The following is a 17567-nucleotide window of genomic DNA, read 5'->3' as shown; positions in this document are numbered from 1 at the left end:
GGCACGAGTGTATCGATGCTCGGCGGACGAGGTCGCGCTGGCACAGTGGTGTCAGCTGCCAAGGAATGGGCGTCAGCTGCCAAAGAATGGGCGGAGCAGGAACGGCGGCGCTGTCGCGAGCGGAGGGAAGCGGGGGCGGGAAGACGCCACGGACGTCATTGTTGGGTCGATCCACGGTGGTTTCCTCACTGATATCACCGTGGATCGACCCAACAATCCGCCATCCACCGCGCAGACGAGGGAAGGGCGAGCGTTGCGAACCCGGGCACCGCCTCGGCGACGGCAGACGATAACGTCAGCACCACCTCGGGGGAGGCGGACGATAACGTCGGCACCGCCTCGGCGAGGGTGGGAATCGACCTGCGTGCATGTGCACGGAGCGCAGATCGGGTGTGCGCGATCGCCTATCGAACCGGTGTATTGCCGTTCAGCGCCACGCGTTATGCTCGGCCTAAGGAGTTCATCGTTGAACGAAAGGACCGAAATGTCGGAATTCCCAGAGGCCAAGAACTGGAAGATGCTCATCGGCGGTCAGTGGGTCGACGCCGCTGACGGCGACACCACCGATGTCATCACCCCGATCGACCGCAACGTCGTCATCGCCAAGGTGCCCAACGGCAAAGAGGCCGACGCCGACCGCGCCGTCAAAGCCGCACGGAAAGCCTTCCCCGAGTGGGCGTCCCTGCCGTTCAAGGAACGCCAGAAGAAGCTTCTGGCCTGTGCCGATGCGCTCGAAGCCGCCTCGGAGGAGCTCGCCCAGCTGACCGCTCTCGACACCGGCAACGCGATCCGCACCCAGGCTCGCCCGGAGACGATCACCCTGGCCGACCTGTTCCGCTACATGGGCGGCGTCGCCGGTGAGGTCAAGGGCAACACCCTGCCCGCCGGAGACAAGCAGCTCCAGTACACCAAGCGCGTGCCGCTGGGTGTCGTCGCCGGCATCCTGCCCTGGAACTCGCCGCTGATGATCGCCGCCTTCAAGACCCCAGCCGCGATCGCCGCCGGCAACACGATCGTCCTCAAATGCGCCGAGGATGCACCGCTGACGATTCTCAAGATGGCCGAGATCATCGCCGACATCCTCCCTGCCGGTGTGCTCAACGTCGTCACCGGCAAGGGCTCGGTCATCGGTGAGGCCCTCAACGTCCACCCCGACGTCGACAAGGTCTCGTTCACCGGATCGACGAGCGTCGGCCGTCACGTCGCCGAGGTAGCCGGCGGTCGTCTCGCGCATTCGTCGATGGAGCTCGGCGGCAAGTCCCCGAACATCATCTTCCCGGACTCGAACGACGACGACACCCTCGAGCAGGTGCTGCTGTCGACCCGCTTCGCCCGCCAGGGCCAGTCGTGCACCATGGGTTCGCGTCTGTTCCTCCACGAGGACATCTACGACGACTTCCTGTCCAAGCTCGTCGACGCGGTGTCGAAGATGAAGGTCGGCGACCCCCGCGATGAGTCCACCGACATCGGCTGCATCATCAACGAGAAGCAGTACGACCAGGTCGCCAGCTACATCGAGATGGGCAAGTCGATGGACGGCGTCGAGATCGCCTACGACGGCTCCGATTCGCTGGAAGTCGGCGAACCCGGCTTCTACCACGCGCCCGTGATCTTCTCGAAGGCGAAGAACGACTGGCAGACCAGCCGTGAAGAGATCTTCGGCCCCGTCCTCTCGGTCATTCCGTGGAGGGACATCGACGAGGTCATCGACATGGCCAACGACTCCGACTTCGGTCTCGCGGCCTTCGTCTTCACCAAGGACGTCGACGCGGCCCTGACCATGGCCAACCGGATCGAATCCGGCTGGGTCCAGGTCAACCAGGGCGGCGGCCAGCTGGCCGGCCAGTCCTACGGCGGCATGAAGACCTCCGGCTTCGGCCGCGAGGCCTCGCTCGAGGGCATGCTCGAAGGCTTCACCCAGATCAAGCAGGTCAACATCCGCATCCGCTGATCCGATCCCGCCGAGGCGGGTCTGTCCTCGCGGTCGAATGTGGGGTCGATCCGATCCCCGAGATCGGGTCACCCGGTTCGCCGAGGCGGCCCCGCCTCGGCGAAGGTCGTTCCCTTCACCCCGTCGCAGTCGGCATCATTCCGATGACCTGCGGCGGGGTGATGCGCTTGCGGGCGCAGCAGCCGCCGGGCATGTGCGAGCTGTCGTCCCGCGAGCCGTGCCCCGGTCGGGACCGACCTCACATCCGCGACGGCGCGCCGAAAATTTCGGTACCGCCGATCCGGCGATAGGATAGAAGCACAGACACCTCTCGAAGGAGCACAACCTCTATGCCGCCGAACGACGACACCTCAGAACTGAGCGAGCTCGAGGTGGCCGTTTTGGAGTTCGAGCGGCGGTGGTGGAAATACGGAGGCGCCAAGGACCACGCGATCCGTGAGCGTTTCGACATGTCAGCCACCAGCTACTTCCAGATCCTCAACTCGCTTCTCGACAACCCTGCAGCTCTGGCCAGCGACCCCATGCTGGTCAAGCGCCTTCGCCGAATCCGCAGCACGCGGCAGAGCGAACGCGCCCAAGCCCGCGTCTCGAGGTAGACATGACCGACGAATTCGACGAGATCGAGCCCGGCCGGCGCAGCGGTGCCCATCGACAGGAGTCCGCGGCGTCGTCGAACATCGGGGCCATCTCGCTGGTCATCATCCTCGCCCTGGTCGCCGTCCTGCTGGTCGTGGCCGCCATCAACATCATCTTCTCCTCGATGGGCAACCCCGAGTCGAAGATCGCCGACCCTCCGGCCTCCGAATCGTCGTCGGCCGAACCCTCGCCGAGTGAGAGCGAAGTCAGCGTCGCAGACGACTCGATCACCGTCGACGTGCTCAACGGCTCCGGCGTCTCCGGTGCTGCGAAGAAGTTCTCCGAGGCGGTCGAAGAAAAGGGCTGGAAGCTCGGCCAGGTCGGCAACTACTCGACGAACCTCTCTGATTCGACCGTGTACTACAACGGCGAAGAGAACGCGTCCCAGGCCAAGCTCGTCGCGAAGTCGCTGGGGGTCTCTGCCACGGAAGCCTCGTCCGACTTCGAAGCCGACGTCACGGTCGTCATCTGTTCGGACATCGCCGATCGCGGACCTGAGCCCAGCGGAGGCGGGGGTTCGGAGTGATCCGAGGCGATTCGGCGGCGCGGCAGCGCGACTGAGTGAGTCGCCTCGGCGGCGGTGAGAGCATCAGACGGCGGGATCGGTTCGGCCTCGGTCGCCTCGGCGATGAGGGCATGACACGGCGGGACTGCTCGGCTGTGGTCGGGTCATAGGAGGGTCGGCCACCTCGGCGAATTCCTGACCGAACGGTCTGATTCCATTCGCCGCGATCCCCGCTGTGAACAGGGCAGAAACCCTTAGGTAACGAATCTATAACAGTATTGAACCGCTCTAGGTGGAATGCGCGCCTGCGGTAGAGTTGCAACAGCTAGGCAAGCACAGCACCTTGTGTTCTATTCGTGCTTCACCGAGATTATTCTCTAGAGGTCAATGAGAGAAGTCGCGGGGTCAGTTGAGTTTTACTAGCTTCCGTATCTCGGGTGAGGTCATCTGATCGCGGCTGCGATGCGGGATTTCAATGGCACTGCACTGTATGGAGAAGTAATGGCACAAGGTACCGTCAAGTGGTTCAACGCTGAAAAGGGCTATGGATTCATCACCCTCGAAGGCGATAACCAGGACGTGTTCGTTCACTGGAGCGCAATCCAGATGGACGGCTACCGCTCTCTCGAAGAGGGCCAGCAGGTTCAGTTCGAAGTTGGAGAAGGACAAAAGGGTCCTCAGGCGGAGTCCGTCACCCTCCTCTGAGACTGACTGCTGTCAGCACAGTTTTCTGATCCGCTGCGGCGGGACGTCGGAACGGCTTTCGGATCGACCGGCACCAACCGCACGGGGGAAGCGCCGAGCAGGCAACTGCTCGGCGCTTTTCAGTGCCCGCGGGCGGTAGTTGGCCCGCGGGTGGAGTGCCTGCAGGGGAGTGTCTGCGGGAGGAGTGCTCGCGGGAGTGCCCTCCCGCGGAGTGTCTGCGGAGCGGAGTGCTCGCGCGGGAGTGGCCTCTGGAACGTGACGATTTGATGCCTGCCACTTGCTGGTCGTGGATCAATCAGCGTAATTGACCACCGTGTTTCGTAATGCTCACTTTCCTCGGTGTGCTTTTCAGAGTAGGCATTACCGAATACCGAAAGTGCGGACGGGGAAGCCTCTGGAGTCGACCTGCGGGTCGCGGGCGGAGTCCGTTCGCAAGCTTGGGGCGCGAGCCGAGGGCCGGGTCTGAGGCCCGCACCACCCCGGGCGCGCCACCTGCGCCAACCGTTTCGCGCTGGGCCGAACTGCCCGCTGCGCCTCCATCGCGCGCCGACAACTCGCGGATCTGAACTGCCCTCGCCCATCTTGGCGGGCGACAAACATTTGCACTCGCATGGGGAGAGTGCTAAATCTAGTACTGGTGAAAACCGATGGGTTCCCACCAGTCGTCTCGAGAGCGTGGTCCATATGTGGAATGGAACATGCGGACACACTCTCTGCCGTCGCGGGCGTTGATGACTGCTCTGGATTCCCACTCCACTCCATCAGGGAGGATCTAAGCCACTATGGCAAAGATGATTGCATTCGACGAAGAAGCTCGTCGAGGACTCGAAGCTGGCCTCAACCAGCTTGCGGACGCGGTCAAGGTGACCCTTGGACCCCGCGGTCGCAATGTCGTGCTCGAAAAGCAGTGGGGCGCACCGACCATCACCAACGATGGCGTCTCCATTGCCAAGGAGATCGAACTCGAGGACCCCTACGAGAAGATCGGCGCCGAGCTCGTCAAGGAAGTCGCCAAGAAGACTGACGACGTCGCAGGCGACGGAACCACCACCGCTACCGTGCTCGCACAGGCTCTCGTCCGCGAAGGCCTGCGCAACGTGGCAGCCGGTGCTGATCCGCTCAGCCTCAAGCGCGGCATCGAGAAGGCCGTTGAGGCCGTCACGAACGTCCTGCTGAACAACGCCATCGACATCGAGACCAAGGAACAGATCGCCGCTACCGCTGGCATCTCCGCCGGAGATCCCGCAATCGGTGAACTGATCGCCGAGGCCATCGACAAGGTCGGCAAGGAAGGTGTCGTCACCGTCGAGGAGTCCAACACCTTCGGACTCGAGCTCGAACTGACCGAGGGTATGCGCTTCGACAAGGGCTACATCTCCGGTTACTTCGTGACCGACACCGACCGCCAGGAAGCTGTCCTTGAGGATCCCTACATCCTCATCGTCAACTCCAAGATCTCGAACGTGAAGGACCTGCTGCCCGTCCTCGAGAAGGTCCAGCAGTCCAACAAGCCGCTGTTCATCATCGCCGAAGACGTCGAGGGCGAAGCCCTGGCCGTCCTGGTGCTGAACAAGCTCAAGGGCACCTTCAAGTCCGTGGCCGTCAAGGCTCCGGGCTTCGGTGACCGTCGTAAGGCGCAGCTGGCCGACATCGCCATCCTCACCGGTGGCCAGGTCGTGTCCGAGGAAGTCGGGCTCAAGCTCGACAGCGTGACCACCGATCTGCTGGGCACCGCCCGCAAGGTCGTCATCACCAAGGACGAGACCACCATCGTCGAGGGCGCCGGAGACGCCGAGGAGATCGCCGGACGGGTCGCTCAGATCCGCGCCGAGATCGAGAACTCGGACTCCGACTACGACCGTGAGAAGCTGCAGGAACGTCTGGCCAAGCTGGCCGGCGGTGTTGCAGTCATCAAGGCCGGAGCCGCCACCGAGGTTGAGCTCAAGGAAACCAAGCACCGCATCGAAGATGCCGTGCGCAACGCCAAGGCTGCTGTGGAAGAGGGAATCGTCGCCGGTGGCGGCGTCTCGCTCATCCAGGCTGGCAAGGCCGCATTCGCCGACCTCGCACTCGAGGGAGACGAGGCCACCGGTGCCAACATCGTCAAGGTTGCCATCGAAGCCCCGCTGAAGCAGATCGCGACGAACGCCGGCCTCGAAGCCGGTGTGGTTGCCGACAAGGTCGCCAACCTCGAAGCCGGATTCGGTCTCAACGCCGCAACCGGTGAGTACGAGGACCTGCTGGCCGCCGGCATCAACGACCCGGTCAAGGTGACCCGCTCTGCTCTGCAGAACGCCGCCTCGATCGCCGGTCTGTTCCTCACCACCGAGTCGGTCGTCGCCGACAAGCCCGAAAAGGCCGCCGCAGGTGCAGACGCAGCTGCCGGTATGGACGGAATGGGTGGAATGGGCGGCATGGGCTTCTGATAGCCACCGCTTGTTCGATCGGCCGTGCCGGTGCCCGCAAGGGTGCCGGCACGGCCGTTTTCGTGCCCGGACTCTCGGGTCCCGGCCCGACGGTCAGATCGTTCACGCGGAAGTGTCCGCCCGTCGTGCGTCGGCGACCATCATCGCCGAGGCGGCCCGCCGACCCGTTGTTCCGCAACCTCGCCCCGCATAGGCTGGGCCCATGACTTTCACCGGAACCGATGCCTGCGGAAACAGTCCGAAGAACGTCTACGTTGCGACGTTCGAGGAGAATCTCTTCAACGGCGACAGAGAAGCACTCAACGAGGTGATCGCCGACGATTGCGTGCTGCAGATCGTCCACCCTTCCGACGTTGAAACCCACACGGGTCGGGAAGCCGTCGTCGAAGCGCTGTTGAAATTGTCCGGCCATTCTCACGAGGTCGGCCACCTCGAAGCCGCGATCACCCACGGCAAGGCCGCGGCCGCGTGGGGATACTGGCAGGCCGAGGCTGACGGCGACGACCTGCGGCACTTCTCGCACACCATGTGGTTCACCACGCACAAAGCACAGGAGTTCGGCCAGGTCCGGATCTTCCAAGTCTGAGACGGTTCCGGACGTGCCCGGTCTGAGTAGGAAACGGAGCTTCCGGGCCTGAAGAGGCCCAGACCCTGCAAGATTCGGAACGTAATCTCAGTCCCAGGGATTGTCGCGGTTATGGCGGCGGTGGGACCGGCGCCGGTCCCTCTCTTCCCGCCGTGAGTTCTGTCCGGGAGAGTACGGCGGATGGGACGGATGCGGCGGCTGCAGGCCCGTGCCGAAGTCCGCTTCATAATCCCGCTCGGGAGCCTCGCCCTCGTCGAGCTGTCGTTTGGCCTCAGCATCACCGAGCTGGGCCCGGGCCCGGCGAGTGAGCTCCTTCTTCCGGTTGCGGATGATCTCGTCCTTGCGTGCGATGTGTCCCAGTCCGCCGAGCAACGTGGGAATGATGACGAAGATCGGCCAGAAGAAGATGAAGTCACCGCGCGCGATCGACGTGATCGCCCAGATCGCCAGCACGATCCCGACCGGGCCCGCAACAGCACCGAGCAGTGCACGACGCACCCGGTCCCGGTAGTACTTCTGCGCCGCGGCATCGATCTGCTCCGGCGTGATCGGCACCCGGTCCGCCTCGAGGCGAGCCAATGCCTGCGCGCGGCCCGCATCATCGAGCTTGCCAGGTTCGACCTCGGCTGGATCGGCGAGGACGAGGTCCTCGATCAGCGCTGGGACTTCACCGAGCGTCTTGATCTTCGCAGCCGCCTCGGTGCGTTCATCGAATTCCTCCACATCGAGCTGACCGAGGGCATACCCCTCCGAGAGGACATCACTGACGACCGCGCGATCGGCATCAGAGGCCCGGACCTGCCCATACGATCGGGGATCTGCGCTGAACCGCGACCAGAGGGGACTGGCATTCATGGTGAATACTCTAACCCCGCGATCAGCGGTGAGACTGAGGATCAGCCGGGAATCGGGCTGGACTAAACTCGACCGAGTGGAACCCGTCGTCGTGCTCATCCTCTTCGCAGTGTTCCTCGGCGCCTTGTCCCAACGCGTCACCGGGATGGGATTCGGCCTGGTCAGCGGCCCCTTCCTTGTCCTCCTCCTCGATCCGTTCAGCGGCGTCGTCCTCGTCAACATCTGCGGAATCGTCGCCTCATTCTCCGTCTTCGTCCGCACCTTCGCCGAGGTGGAATGGCCGCCTTTCCGACATCTTGCCTTGGGCGCGGTGATCGGCACCATCCCCGGCGCACTCCTGTCGTCATCGTTGCCCACTCCACCGCTGCAGATCCTCATCGGCGCACTCATCATCGTCTCCCTCATCAGCTCGCTGACCTTGGGGAAGCTGGGGCGGACGATCCCCGCGAACATCGGCACACGCCTGACGGCCGGTCTCTTCTCCGGGGCGATGTCTGCCGCGGCAGGAGCCGGGGGACCGGCGGTGAGCGCCTACGCTGTGCTGACGAACTGGGAACAGCGGTCGTTCGCGGCCACCCTGCAGCCTTTCCTCGTGGTCGGGACCGCCTCGGCGGTGGTGATGAAGGTGATCCTCGACGGAGGGACCTGGCCGCATCTGGAGATCGGAGTCTGGATCGGACTCGGGCTCGTCCTTGTCGCGGGCCTCGCCGGAGGCGATTGGCTCTCCCGCCATATCGACGTGGGCGCAGCGCGGATCGGGATGCTCGTCCTCGCTTTCGGAGGCGGGATTGCGGCCTTGGTCAAAGGTCTCGTGGCCCTCGTCTGAGGCGGCGGGGGACTGGCCCGTCTGAGGCGGTGGCGCACTGGGCGAGCGACGGTGTTCGATGACCCGCGCGCAACGGCGTCGCGTGACCTGCATGCACCGGTCTTCCACCGCCGGGACTGAGCCGTCGTCGACGGCCGCGGACTGAGCAGATGTGGGGCACAGGCTCAGACGTCTTCCAGTTTCATCGGGCATACTGTTCGAGGACAAAGCTAGCCTGGGAGGCATGGATCGTGACTGAAGTATTTCTGTTGCTGCTCGTAGTTCTCGGGGCCGTTTTCTTCATCGGTCACCGCAAGGAGAAGAAGCGGCAGCGGGAATTGCACGCCGCTGAACTTCAGCAGGTGAAGAAGACCGCTGAAGAGGACGTCACCGCATTCGGTGAGGAAGTCGCCGAACTCGACGTCATCACCGCTGGCGTCGACCTCGACACCGGCGGAGCGCAGGACTACAAGCAGGCGCTCGACTCGTACGATGTCGCCAAGGAGACACTCGAGAAGGTCTCCGAACCCACTGACATCCGCCACGTCACCGAGGCGCTCGAAGACGGCCGCTATGCCGCAAAATGCGTTCGCGCCCGGGTCGAAGGCAAACCCCTGCCGGTGCGCCGTCCGCCCTGCTTCTTCAACCCGCAGCACGGTCCCTCGGTCGAAGACATCGATTGGGCACCGGCCGGCGGCCAGCTGCGCCCCGTGCCCGTGTGCGCCGCCGACGCCGAACGCGTCGCTGTCGGCGCCGATCCGCTGGTGCGCAAGGTCGTCACCGGTGACGGACACACCCGTCGCGCTTACTGGGAGGCCGGGCCGGCCTACGCCGAATACAACCGCGGCTACTTCAATTCCTACGCCGGCTCCGGCCTGCTGCCCGGCGTCCTCATGGGTGCCATGATGTTCGGCGGAATGGGCGGCGGCTGGGACGGCGCATACGGCGGCGACATGGGCGACGCCGGTGGCGATATGGGCGGAGACATGGGCGGCGGTGACGGCGGCGGCTTCTTCGGAGGCGACGGCGGTGACGGCGGCGGCCTGTTCGACGGATTCGGAGACATATTCTGATGGACACGATCGAGATCCGCGGCGAGTCGATCAGGCTCGGTCAGCTGCTCAAGCTCCACGGAATCGCCGAACACGGTGCCATGGCCAAGGACATGATCGCCGACGGTGAGGTCAGCGTCAACGGCGAGGTCGAGACCCGCCGCGGTGCCACGATCCGACCCGGCGACCGCATCGAAGCTCTCGGCGAAGTCATCGAGGTGGCTGCTGAAGAAGGCTGACAGCTTCAGTTATGAGTGGAGGGCGTCCCTGCGGGGACGCCCTCCATCAGTCTGTTCGGACTGAACTGCTTTCTATTCCGGCTGAACTGCCTACTGCAGTTCAGGAGCTCCCGGGGTGTCTTTCATGCCCGGGGCGTCCCACAGCGCCGACCAGTTCGACGTGTCCTCTTCGAACGGCAGCTCGTTCGAGAGGATGCCTTTGACCTGGATCTCCAGGGGATTGTCCCGCTGCTTCGGTCCCAACTGCACGAACGGATAGAAGGTTCCGCGCTTGTACTGGTAGACCAGCGCCATCCGACGCCCATCGGGATGGACGAAGTACACGGTTGTGCACAGCAGCATCGTGTCGAAGCCCTGATTGACCAGCGCCGAGTTCACGGCGTGGATGTTCGTGACGAGGTTGACCACCTCGGCGTTCTCATCGGCCACGACCTGCCACGTGAACCCGAAGCCGTCGTTCTCCTGCCTCACCGAGGCGGCCGGGTCGGAGCCGATGAGGGCGACGCTTTCGGACTCGGCGGATTGGAACGCGGCTCCCTCGACCTGACGGAAGGCGACGGCCCCGACACCGGTGGGGGTGAAGCCGGTCGCGGCCTGCAGAGTCAGTGCCGCCGGCGGCAGGGCGAAGAGGTCGTCGAGGTTGGCCCGTTTCGGTTTGGACCGGCCGAGCAGTGCGTCGAAGAATCCCATGGAGCTCCTATGTCGGTGGTGCGCAGTTCAAAAGGTGCGGTGGGCGCTCACTCGGGGCGGGAGAGCTGGGCGGAGATCTGGGCCAGCTGCTCCAGTCGCTTCTCGAGTGAGGGGTGAGTGGAGAAGAGCTGGCCGAAGGCGGCCTTCCCGCTGATGGCGGGGATGAGCGCGAGGTGGTTCGCCGAGGCGGACGACCGCAGGTCCTTCTCCGGGATCTTGGCCATATCTCCGCTGAGCTTCGTCAGTGCCGACGCCAGTGTGGACGGTGCACCGGTGAGGATGGCTGCGGCGCGGTCGGCGGCCAACTCGCGATACCGGGAGAGGGCGCGGATGAGGACGAACGAGAGCCCGTAGACGACTGCTCCGACGAGGATGAAGAGCAGCTGGATCGGGATGCCGTTGTTATTGTTGTTCGACCGTCCGAAGCTCATGTAGTAACCGGCGCGCATCATCAGTGCGGCGACGACACCGGTGACTCCGGCAACGGTCATCACCGTGACATCGCGGTGGGCGACGTGTGAGAGCTCATGGGCGAGCACGACCTCGACCTCATCACGGTCGAGCTTCTCGAGCAGACCACGGGTCACGCACACCACCGAGCGCTCGGGGGAGCGGCCGGTGGCGAAGGCATTGGGGATCGGAGAGTTCGAGACCGCCACGCGGGGTTTCGTCGAATCGGCCAGCTGGCAGAGTCGGTCGACGATCGTATGCAGCTCCGGAGCCTCCTCGGGGGAGACCTCCCGTCCGCCCATGGCACGCATGGCGATCTTGTCGGAGAAGTACCACTGGAAGAAGAACGCGCCGGCGCTGATGAGGACGGCGATGATGACTCCGGGAATGTTCTGTCCGAAGATCCACCAGATCGCGAGGATGAGGACGACATAGATGAGGCCGTTGAGGAAGATCGTCCATCCCATCCGCATGGTCAGTCCGTTGTCTTTGACGAAGCGATTCTTCATCGGGGTTCCTCTCTGGCAGTGGCAGAACCGGCCCACTGTCGAAGACAATGGGCCGGGTGCATTTCGGTGCTCTGTGGTTTCAGGCCGGGTCCGGGATGAAACCCTCGCCGGTGAGCAGTTCGGCGATCTCGGCCAAGGTGGCGTCGACGAAGGGGATGACGACATCGGAGGATCCGAGGTAGTCATCGGCGACGGGCTGCCCGTTGGCCGTGACGTAGTCGTGGAGGGCGCTCAGCGCGGTGCGGGCGGCTTCCTCGTTGCCGGCGTTGACGGCATCTTCGACCTGGTTGTCGTACTTCTGGAGCAGGTCCTGGTCGACGTTCTCGACGTCGAACTGTCCTTCGCCCATGATGCGGATGATCATTGCTGATCCTCACCTTCGAGCGACTTCTGGTCCTGCTTCTCGGACCCGGCAGGCAGGGAGTCACGCATCCGCTGGAGTTCCATCTCGACGTCGTTCTCGCTGGAGAGGGAGTCGAGCTGGGCAGTGATGTCGTCCTTCTGGGTTCCCGTGACGTCGTCGAGGGCACCTGAAGCGAGGAGCTCATCGACGGCACCGGCCCGCGCCTGCAGCGACGCGGTCTTGTCTTCGGCGCGCTGGACGGCGAGTCCGACGTCACCGAGCTCTTCCGAGATGCCCGAGAACGCCTCGCCGATCTTGGTCTGTGCGTCGGCAGCGTTGTACGTGGCCTTCAGCGTCTCCTTCTTCGTGCGGAAGGCGTCGACCTTGGCCTGGAGACGCTGCGAGGCGAGAGTGAGCTTCTGCTCCTCACCCTGCAGTCCTTCGTGCTGGGTCTGCAGGTCGGTGATCTGCTGGGTCAGCCCCGACTTGCGGGTCAGTGCCTCGCGAGCGAGGTCTTCGCGACCGATCTGCATGGCTTTCTCGGCCTGACCGGAGAGCTTGTTCTGCTGCTGTTCGAGCTGGTTGATCTGCAGCTCGAGGCGCTTGCGGCTGGTGGCGACATCGGCAACACCACGACGGACCTTCTGCAGCAGCTCCAGCTGCTTCTGGTACGAATAGTCAAGGGTTTCGTTGGGGTTTTCGGCCTTGTCCAGAGCTTTGTTGGCCTTGGCACCGAAGATCGTCGCGATCCGTTGGAAGATACTCATCCGTAGTCGACTCCTGCATTGGTTTGACCCGACGCTGCCAACCCGATCCACTCCGGTCCGGAGATTCTTGGCCAACACCGCCGCGAACTATCGCTCTCAAGTCTACTGAGAAAGGCTGATAGTTTGCCAGACGCCGACTACGAGAACGAACAGATCCCGGCCGCGGAATCTCGGGTGCCCGCGGCGGGGGTCTGTGACGCTCGGCGAACGGGACTCGACAGGGCGTGCAGCGCGAGCAGATCCGGTCGGGACGCCCGACCGAGCAGGGACTCGACGAGGCGGAAAGGGAACTGCCCGTCACGAGCGCAAGCTCGATCGTGAGTGTGGAATCCGATCGGCTCAGGGGGCGAAGAGACGCGAGTTCGCCGCCTCGACTTCGGAGTACTGCCGGGCCGCGGTGTGGAGCGCTCCGTGGACTGAGTCGAGCGATTCCATGAGCTGCTTCTGCGCACGCTCCCACTGGTTGACCACGGCTTGGAAATTCTGGGCCGCACTGCCGCGCCAGCATTCCTGGAGGGCAAGCAGATTGCGCATCATCGTGTCGGATTCGGACACGAGATTGCGGGAGGTGTTCGCGGCGGCTGTGGCAGCGGACTGGACGCGTTCGGCGTCGACTTCGAAACTCATCATCACTCCTCTTGGTCAGAGACGTTCCGCCGCGGTCGGGCGAGACGACATCAGTGTCGGCGACTGTGGCCGAAGGGAGGAAGAGCACGGAAAGTGGGTGTGGACAGCGTTCGGCTGTCCACACCCTCCAGGTGGCTGAGTCACGACGGGATCCCCAAGCGCGGACGCTTGAGTGGTGGAAGTTAGGGCGGCTGACCGCTGAGCCGGCGGACCGCCTCGGCGACGTGCCTACTGCAGCACGAGCGTGACGTCGAGCTTCTGTTCCTTCCCGCCGCGGATCACGGTGACCTCGACCGGGGTGTTCACCGGCTGAGCACGGACGAGGGCACGCAGGGCGATGGCGTTGTTCACCTTGGTTCCGGCCACCTCGACGATGTCGTCTCCGTCCTTGACTCCGGCCTTGGCCGCGGGGGATCCGCCGGCCACGGACTGCACCTTGGCGCTGCCTCGGCTGATCCCGCCGCTGTTGATGTGCCCGTCGGTGAGAGTGATACCGAGGAACGGATGCTGGGCCTTGCCGGAGGAGATGAGCTGATCGGCGATCATCACAGCCTGGTTCGCGGGGATCGCGAATCCGATGCCGATCGACCCGGACTGACCTCCCTCGCCCTGGCTCAGCGATGCGGCCGCCGAGTTCACACCGATGAACTGGCCATCACCATTGACCAGCGGTCCACCCGAGTTGCCGGGGTTGATCGCCGCATCCGTCTGGATGGCGTTCGTGATCGTCATCTCCTTCTCCTGCGAGGAGGCATCGTCGCCGATGTTCTCCGTCGACACCGGACGGTCGAGCGCGGAGACGATGCCGGTGGTCACGGTGTTGGCCAGTCCGAGCGGGTTGCCCAGGGCCATCACCGGATCGCCCACGGTCAGCTTCTTCGAATCGCCGATGACCAGAGGTTTCACTCCGTCGGGCACCTGCTCGAGCTTGATGACGGCAATATCGGTCGAGGGATCGCGGCCGACGATCTTCGCCTCCGTCGTCTCACCGTTCTTCATGGTCACGGCGATCTCGCCGTCGGGGGTGTCCGCCGGCGCGACGACGTGGTTGTTCGTGATGACGTGGCCCTGATCGTCATACAGCGCACCCGAGCCGAGTCCCTGGACCTGGCCTCGAGTGCCGACCTGGATCGACATCACACTGTCCGAGGTCTTCTCTGCGACCTGCGTCCAATCGGGGGTTTCGATCGTCTCCTCGGCGACCTTGCGCGGTTCGTCCTGCTGCAGCGCCGAAAGCGCATAGTTTCCGCCGAACGCGAGAGCCCCACCGAGGAGCGCGGCCACCAGGCCGATCGCGATCGTCGCACCCCAACCGGGTCCTTTCTTCTCTCGCCGAGGCGGCTGCTGAGCTCCGTACGGACCGAACCCGTCCGGCCCGACCGGACCATCGGGGCCGTTGGGATTTCCCGGTCCACCGGACCCGGGCTGGGAACCGACGGCTGAGAATTCCGAGGAATAGGGGACAGAGCCGGGTGCCGCCGAATAGGCGTTGGAGCCGGTCGGCTGGCCGGGAGCGTTCTGTTGGTTCGAAGCGACCTGCTGACCGGAACCAGGCTGTTGGCCCGGAGCGTTCAGGTACCCGGGACCGTGCGGGTTCTGGGGATCGTTCGGGTTGCCGGGGCCGTTCGGGTTGCCAGGAGCGGCTGGATAGCCGGCGGAACCTGTCTGCTGTGAGTTCGCACCGGCGTGATAGGCACCAGCACCAGCACCAGCACCAGCGCCAGCAGCTGCCGCTCCGGCTCCTGCTGCTGCGCCGGCTCCTGCCGAGGGACCGGTTCCGTCAGCGGTCGAGCCGGTGCTGTTCTGTCCGGCGTTGTTCTGCCCCGGATACGACTGCGGACCATTCTGCTGGGGCTGCCCGTATGGAGATTGGTGCTGAGCCTGATTCGGCTGGACGTTCTGCCGATCCGGCTGCGATTGGCTGCCGTAGTTGCCGTGGGCGCTCTGGTGTCCCTGCTGGCCGCCCTGCTGTTGGCTGCCTGGCTGGTACGAAGAGTGCTGCTGCCCGTTCGGCTGATACGGCGACGGCTGCTGGGAGGGAGAGCCGCCTCGGTGAGGGGAACCGTCCACAGGGTTCTGTGCCTGAGTCGACGGAACGTCGGGGCGTCTCTCGGGCGGTGCGACCGGTGGACTGACGCGTGCAGGGCCGTTGGGTTGGGACGGGAAGGTGCGCGGAACCTCGGCTCCTGACCCGCGGTAGCCACCAGCCGATGGGCTGCGACGTCCCCCGGCGGCGGAACCGCTGCCCTGATTCCCCGACGGAGGCGGTGTCTGATCATCCGATCGGGAGCTGCGGGACACCTCATCCGGATTCTGAGGGTCGGTGTTCTCGTTCATCGCTCATCCTTTCGCGTGTCCGCAGTGGTTTCGCCGTTGTCGGAGATGGGCAGGTCGATGCGGAACGTCGCACCGCCGCCCGGAGTTTCGTGGACGGAGATCGCGCCATGGTGGTTCTCCACGATCGCCTTGACGATCGACAGCCCGAGCCCGGATCCGCCGGTGTCCCTCGTCCGGGACACGTCGAGGCGGTAGAAGCGCTCGAAGATGCGCGGAACCACCTCGGGGTCGATTCCGTCGCCGTGGTCCCTGACCTCGAAGCGGACCCTGCCGTTGGGGAATCCTCGCAGTGACTCATCGACCGTGATCGATCCGGCCGCCGTGACATCGGGGACGATGTTCGCCGGCTCGGGAGCCTTGGACTGAGGTCCCGACTGGGGCCCGGCTGATGATTCGGACTGCGACGCAGTCTGGGATTCGGCCGCTGCCCCATTCTGCGGTCCGGAATTCTGAGCACCGGTGGGTTGCGCCGACTGCGATCCGGACGGTGTCCTGAGCTGCCCGTTGTGCTGCCCCTCTCCCTGCTCCGCATTCGCGGGGGGACTCTCGGGACCCACCTGACGGTCGGGCTTGGTCGGGGACTGTGCAGCGGTCCGGGGAGTCGGCTGGGTGTCGGCTTGGTCGTGTCCGGCAGAGTCGCCTCGGCGGAAGATGCGGACCCCGCCGGTGACGAACCCGCGCTCACGGGGTTTGTCCTTCGCCCCGTTCTTCGCACCATTGCGACCGTTCTGGCCGCGGGCGCCGCCCTCACGGATCTCGCCGGTGTCTGCGGAATCGGGGTCGACGGAATCGGGGAGACCGACGACGCCGACGGCGAATTCGATCGCCGCATGCTCGGGGGTGTGGCGTACGGCGTTGCCGGCGAGGTTGACGATGACCTGGCGGATCTTCGATTCGGAGCCGCGGATCATCGGCACGGGTTGGGCGTCCTCACCATCGAGTCCGATGAAGCTGATATCGCGGTCCGGGGCCTGTGCCGCGGCATCGGCGGCGGCATCGCGGACGACCTTGTGCAGATCGACCGGACCGATCTCGGCGGCACGCTGCTCGTCGAGCCTGGCCAGGACGACGAGATCGTCGACGAGGACGCCCATGCGCTTGGCCTCGGACTCCATCCGCTCCATCGCATTGGCGACGTCCTCGGACTTCGTGATCGCACCCTGGCGGTACAGCTCCGCATAACCGCGGATCGTGACCAGGGGCGTGCGCAGCTCGTGCGAGGCGTCGGAGACGAACTGGCGGATGCGCTTCTCCGAGCGGGTCTGCCCGTCGAAGGAGTCCTCGATGCGTCCGAGCATCGTATTCAGTGCCGCCGACAGCCGCCCGAGCTCGGTGTTGCGCGGATAGCTGGGCACACGTTGGGACAGGTCTCCGGCGGCGATGCGCGAGGCGGTCTTCTCGATATCGCGCAGCGGCCGGAACGTGTTGTTGATCGCCCAATAGCCGACTCCTGCGACCATCGCCAGGGCCAACAGGCCGATGCCGATCATCGTGTTCCGGGCCCGCTCGTTGATGTTGTCGACTTCCCGGTCGAAAGGCACCGCGATGGACACGAGCACGTCGGTGTTCTTCACCTTCATCGCACGCGCTCGCCACTGCGAGCTCGTTCCGGCGACGGTGAAGGGCTCGCCGGCGCGGGAATAGACTTCCTTCTCATTGATCTTCGGCAGGATCGGATGGTTCTGCGGCTCCGGGGCGACGGGGTCGCGGATCGGATCCCCGTCCGTGTTGTAGAACTGCACGTAGAAGCCTCCCGGCAGGAGGCTCTTGAGCTGATCCCAGGAATTCGAATCGATCGTCGTCGACGACGGCGCATCCTCGGCGTCGTCGTCCCCGGACTGGAGTTCGGCCTTCTGGAACACATCTTGGTAGGCCTGCTTCGCCAGGGTCTCGGAGGCGCTGATGAGTCGTTCATCGGTGCGCTGGACGAGGCTGTCGCGCAGGTTCTCCAACACCCAAGCGCTCGTCCCCGTGAGGACGAGCAGCATGAGCAGCATCATGATGGCCAGCAGCTTGGTGGTCAGAGACCATTCTTCCCAGAAGCCGGGACGGGAGGGACGGGATTCTATTGCCACGTATGTAAT

17 protein-coding genes are annotated in these 17567 nt (G+C 64.6%); 9 read left to right on the top strand and 8 right to left on the bottom strand.

Translation table 11 applies throughout. The annotated features are described in order from the left end of the window. The first annotated feature begins 484 nt into the window (after positions 1-484). The 6 genes from AC3CD9_RS12075 to AC3CD9_RS12050 all read left to right on the top strand — a co-directional run bounded on the left by AC3CD9_RS12075 (position 485) and on the right by AC3CD9_RS12050 (position 6809). Positions 485-1951, top strand: a complete 1467-nt coding sequence (locus tag AC3CD9_RS12075; RefSeq protein ID WP_488364085.1) for an aldehyde dehydrogenase family protein — start codon at positions 485-487, stop codon at positions 1949-1951. A gap of 329 nt (positions 1952-2280) precedes the next feature. Further along, on the top strand, positions 2281-2547 hold the full coding sequence (locus AC3CD9_RS12070; RefSeq protein WP_025780444.1) for a DUF3263 domain-containing protein: 267 nt from the start codon (positions 2281-2283) through the stop codon (positions 2545-2547). 2 nt (positions 2548-2549) lie between these two features. Then, positions 2550-3113 (top strand): LytR C-terminal domain-containing protein, encoded by a 564-nt coding sequence (locus tag AC3CD9_RS12065; RefSeq protein WP_488364084.1) that lies wholly within the window; start codon positions 2550-2552, stop codon positions 3111-3113. A gap of 480 nt (positions 3114-3593) precedes the next feature. Beyond that, positions 3594-3797, top strand: coding sequence for a cold-shock protein (locus AC3CD9_RS12060; protein ID WP_025780447.1), 204 nt, complete (start codon positions 3594-3596; stop codon positions 3795-3797). Between the two features lie 782 nt (positions 3798-4579). Next, positions 4580-6223: a chaperonin GroEL gene (groL, locus tag AC3CD9_RS12055; RefSeq protein WP_039208485.1), complete on the top strand. Its 1644-nt coding sequence runs from the start codon at positions 4580-4582 to the stop codon at positions 6221-6223. A 202-nt stretch (positions 6224-6425) separates the two neighbouring features. Next, positions 6426-6809 (top strand): hypothetical protein, encoded by a 384-nt coding sequence (locus AC3CD9_RS12050; RefSeq protein ID WP_488364083.1) that lies wholly within the window; start codon positions 6426-6428, stop codon positions 6807-6809. 87 nt (positions 6810-6896) lie between these two features. On the opposite strand, the gene AC3CD9_RS12045 is transcribed toward AC3CD9_RS12050, so the two are convergent. Then, a complete protein-coding gene (locus AC3CD9_RS12045; RefSeq protein WP_488364082.1) occupies positions 6897-7664 on the bottom strand; it encodes a DUF1707 SHOCT-like domain-containing protein in 768 nt (255 codons plus the stop codon). A gap of 76 nt (positions 7665-7740) precedes the next feature. Here AC3CD9_RS12045 and AC3CD9_RS12040 point away from each other — a divergent pair, with 76 nt between their 5' ends. The 3 genes from AC3CD9_RS12040 (at position 7741) to AC3CD9_RS12030 (ending at position 9760) form a co-directional block, all read left to right on the top strand. Next, positions 7741-8490, top strand: coding sequence for a TSUP family transporter (locus AC3CD9_RS12040; protein WP_488364081.1), 750 nt, complete (start codon positions 7741-7743; stop codon positions 8488-8490). A gap of 230 nt (positions 8491-8720) precedes the next feature. Further along, positions 8721-9542 carry a hypothetical protein gene (locus AC3CD9_RS12035; protein ID WP_101543648.1) on the top strand — a complete coding sequence of 274 codons (822 nt, stop codon included), beginning with the start codon at positions 8721-8723 and terminating at the stop codon, positions 9540-9542. Then, positions 9542-9760, top strand: a complete 219-nt coding sequence (locus AC3CD9_RS12030; RefSeq protein WP_025780455.1) for an RNA-binding S4 domain-containing protein — start codon at positions 9542-9544, stop codon at positions 9758-9760. Before AC3CD9_RS12035 ends, AC3CD9_RS12030 begins: the two co-directional genes overlap by 1 nt. 90 nt (positions 9761-9850) lie before the next feature. Here AC3CD9_RS12030 and pspAB read toward each other — a convergent pair whose 3' ends face one another. The 7 genes from pspAB to AC3CD9_RS11995 form a co-directional block, all read right to left on the bottom strand. Continuing rightward, complete coding sequence (gene pspAB / locus AC3CD9_RS12025; protein WP_488364080.1) at positions 9851-10450, bottom strand: PspA-associated protein PspAB; 600 nt, start codon at positions 10448-10450, stop codon at positions 9851-9853. Positions 10451-10497: 47 nt separating this feature from the next. Beyond that, entirely contained in the window at positions 10498-11409 is a 912-nt protein-coding gene (htpX, locus tag AC3CD9_RS12020; RefSeq protein WP_101543644.1) for a zinc metalloprotease HtpX, read from the bottom strand. A gap of 79 nt (positions 11410-11488) precedes the next feature. After that, complete coding sequence (pspAA, locus tag AC3CD9_RS12015) at positions 11489-11773, bottom strand: PspA-associated protein PspAA (RefSeq protein ID WP_488364079.1); 285 nt, start codon at positions 11771-11773, stop codon at positions 11489-11491. Continuing rightward, positions 11770-12519, bottom strand: a complete 750-nt coding sequence (locus AC3CD9_RS12010; RefSeq protein ID WP_101543641.1) for a PspA/IM30 family protein — start codon at positions 12517-12519, stop codon at positions 11770-11772. Before AC3CD9_RS12010 ends, pspAA begins: the two co-directional genes overlap by 4 nt. A gap of 339 nt (positions 12520-12858) precedes the next feature. Beyond that, positions 12859-13146 carry a WXG100 family type VII secretion target gene (locus AC3CD9_RS12005; RefSeq protein WP_172171469.1) on the bottom strand — a complete coding sequence of 96 codons (288 nt, stop codon included), beginning with the start codon at positions 13144-13146 and terminating at the stop codon, positions 12859-12861. 228 nt (positions 13147-13374) lie between these two features. Then, positions 13375-15483 (bottom strand): S1C family serine protease, encoded by a 2109-nt coding sequence (locus AC3CD9_RS12000; protein WP_488364078.1) that lies wholly within the window; start codon positions 15481-15483, stop codon positions 13375-13377. Further along, complete coding sequence (locus AC3CD9_RS11995) at positions 15480-17558, bottom strand: sensor histidine kinase (RefSeq protein ID WP_488364077.1); 2079 nt, start codon at positions 17556-17558, stop codon at positions 15480-15482. The genes AC3CD9_RS12000 and AC3CD9_RS11995 overlap by 4 nt, the downstream gene beginning before the upstream one ends. Positions 17559-17567 lie beyond the last annotated feature (9 nt).

Source organism: Brevibacterium sp. MGP-B1, assembly GCF_057766545.1.
The sequence above is the reverse complement of the archived record's forward strand: the minus strand, read 5'-3'. Positions and strand labels throughout refer to the sequence as shown.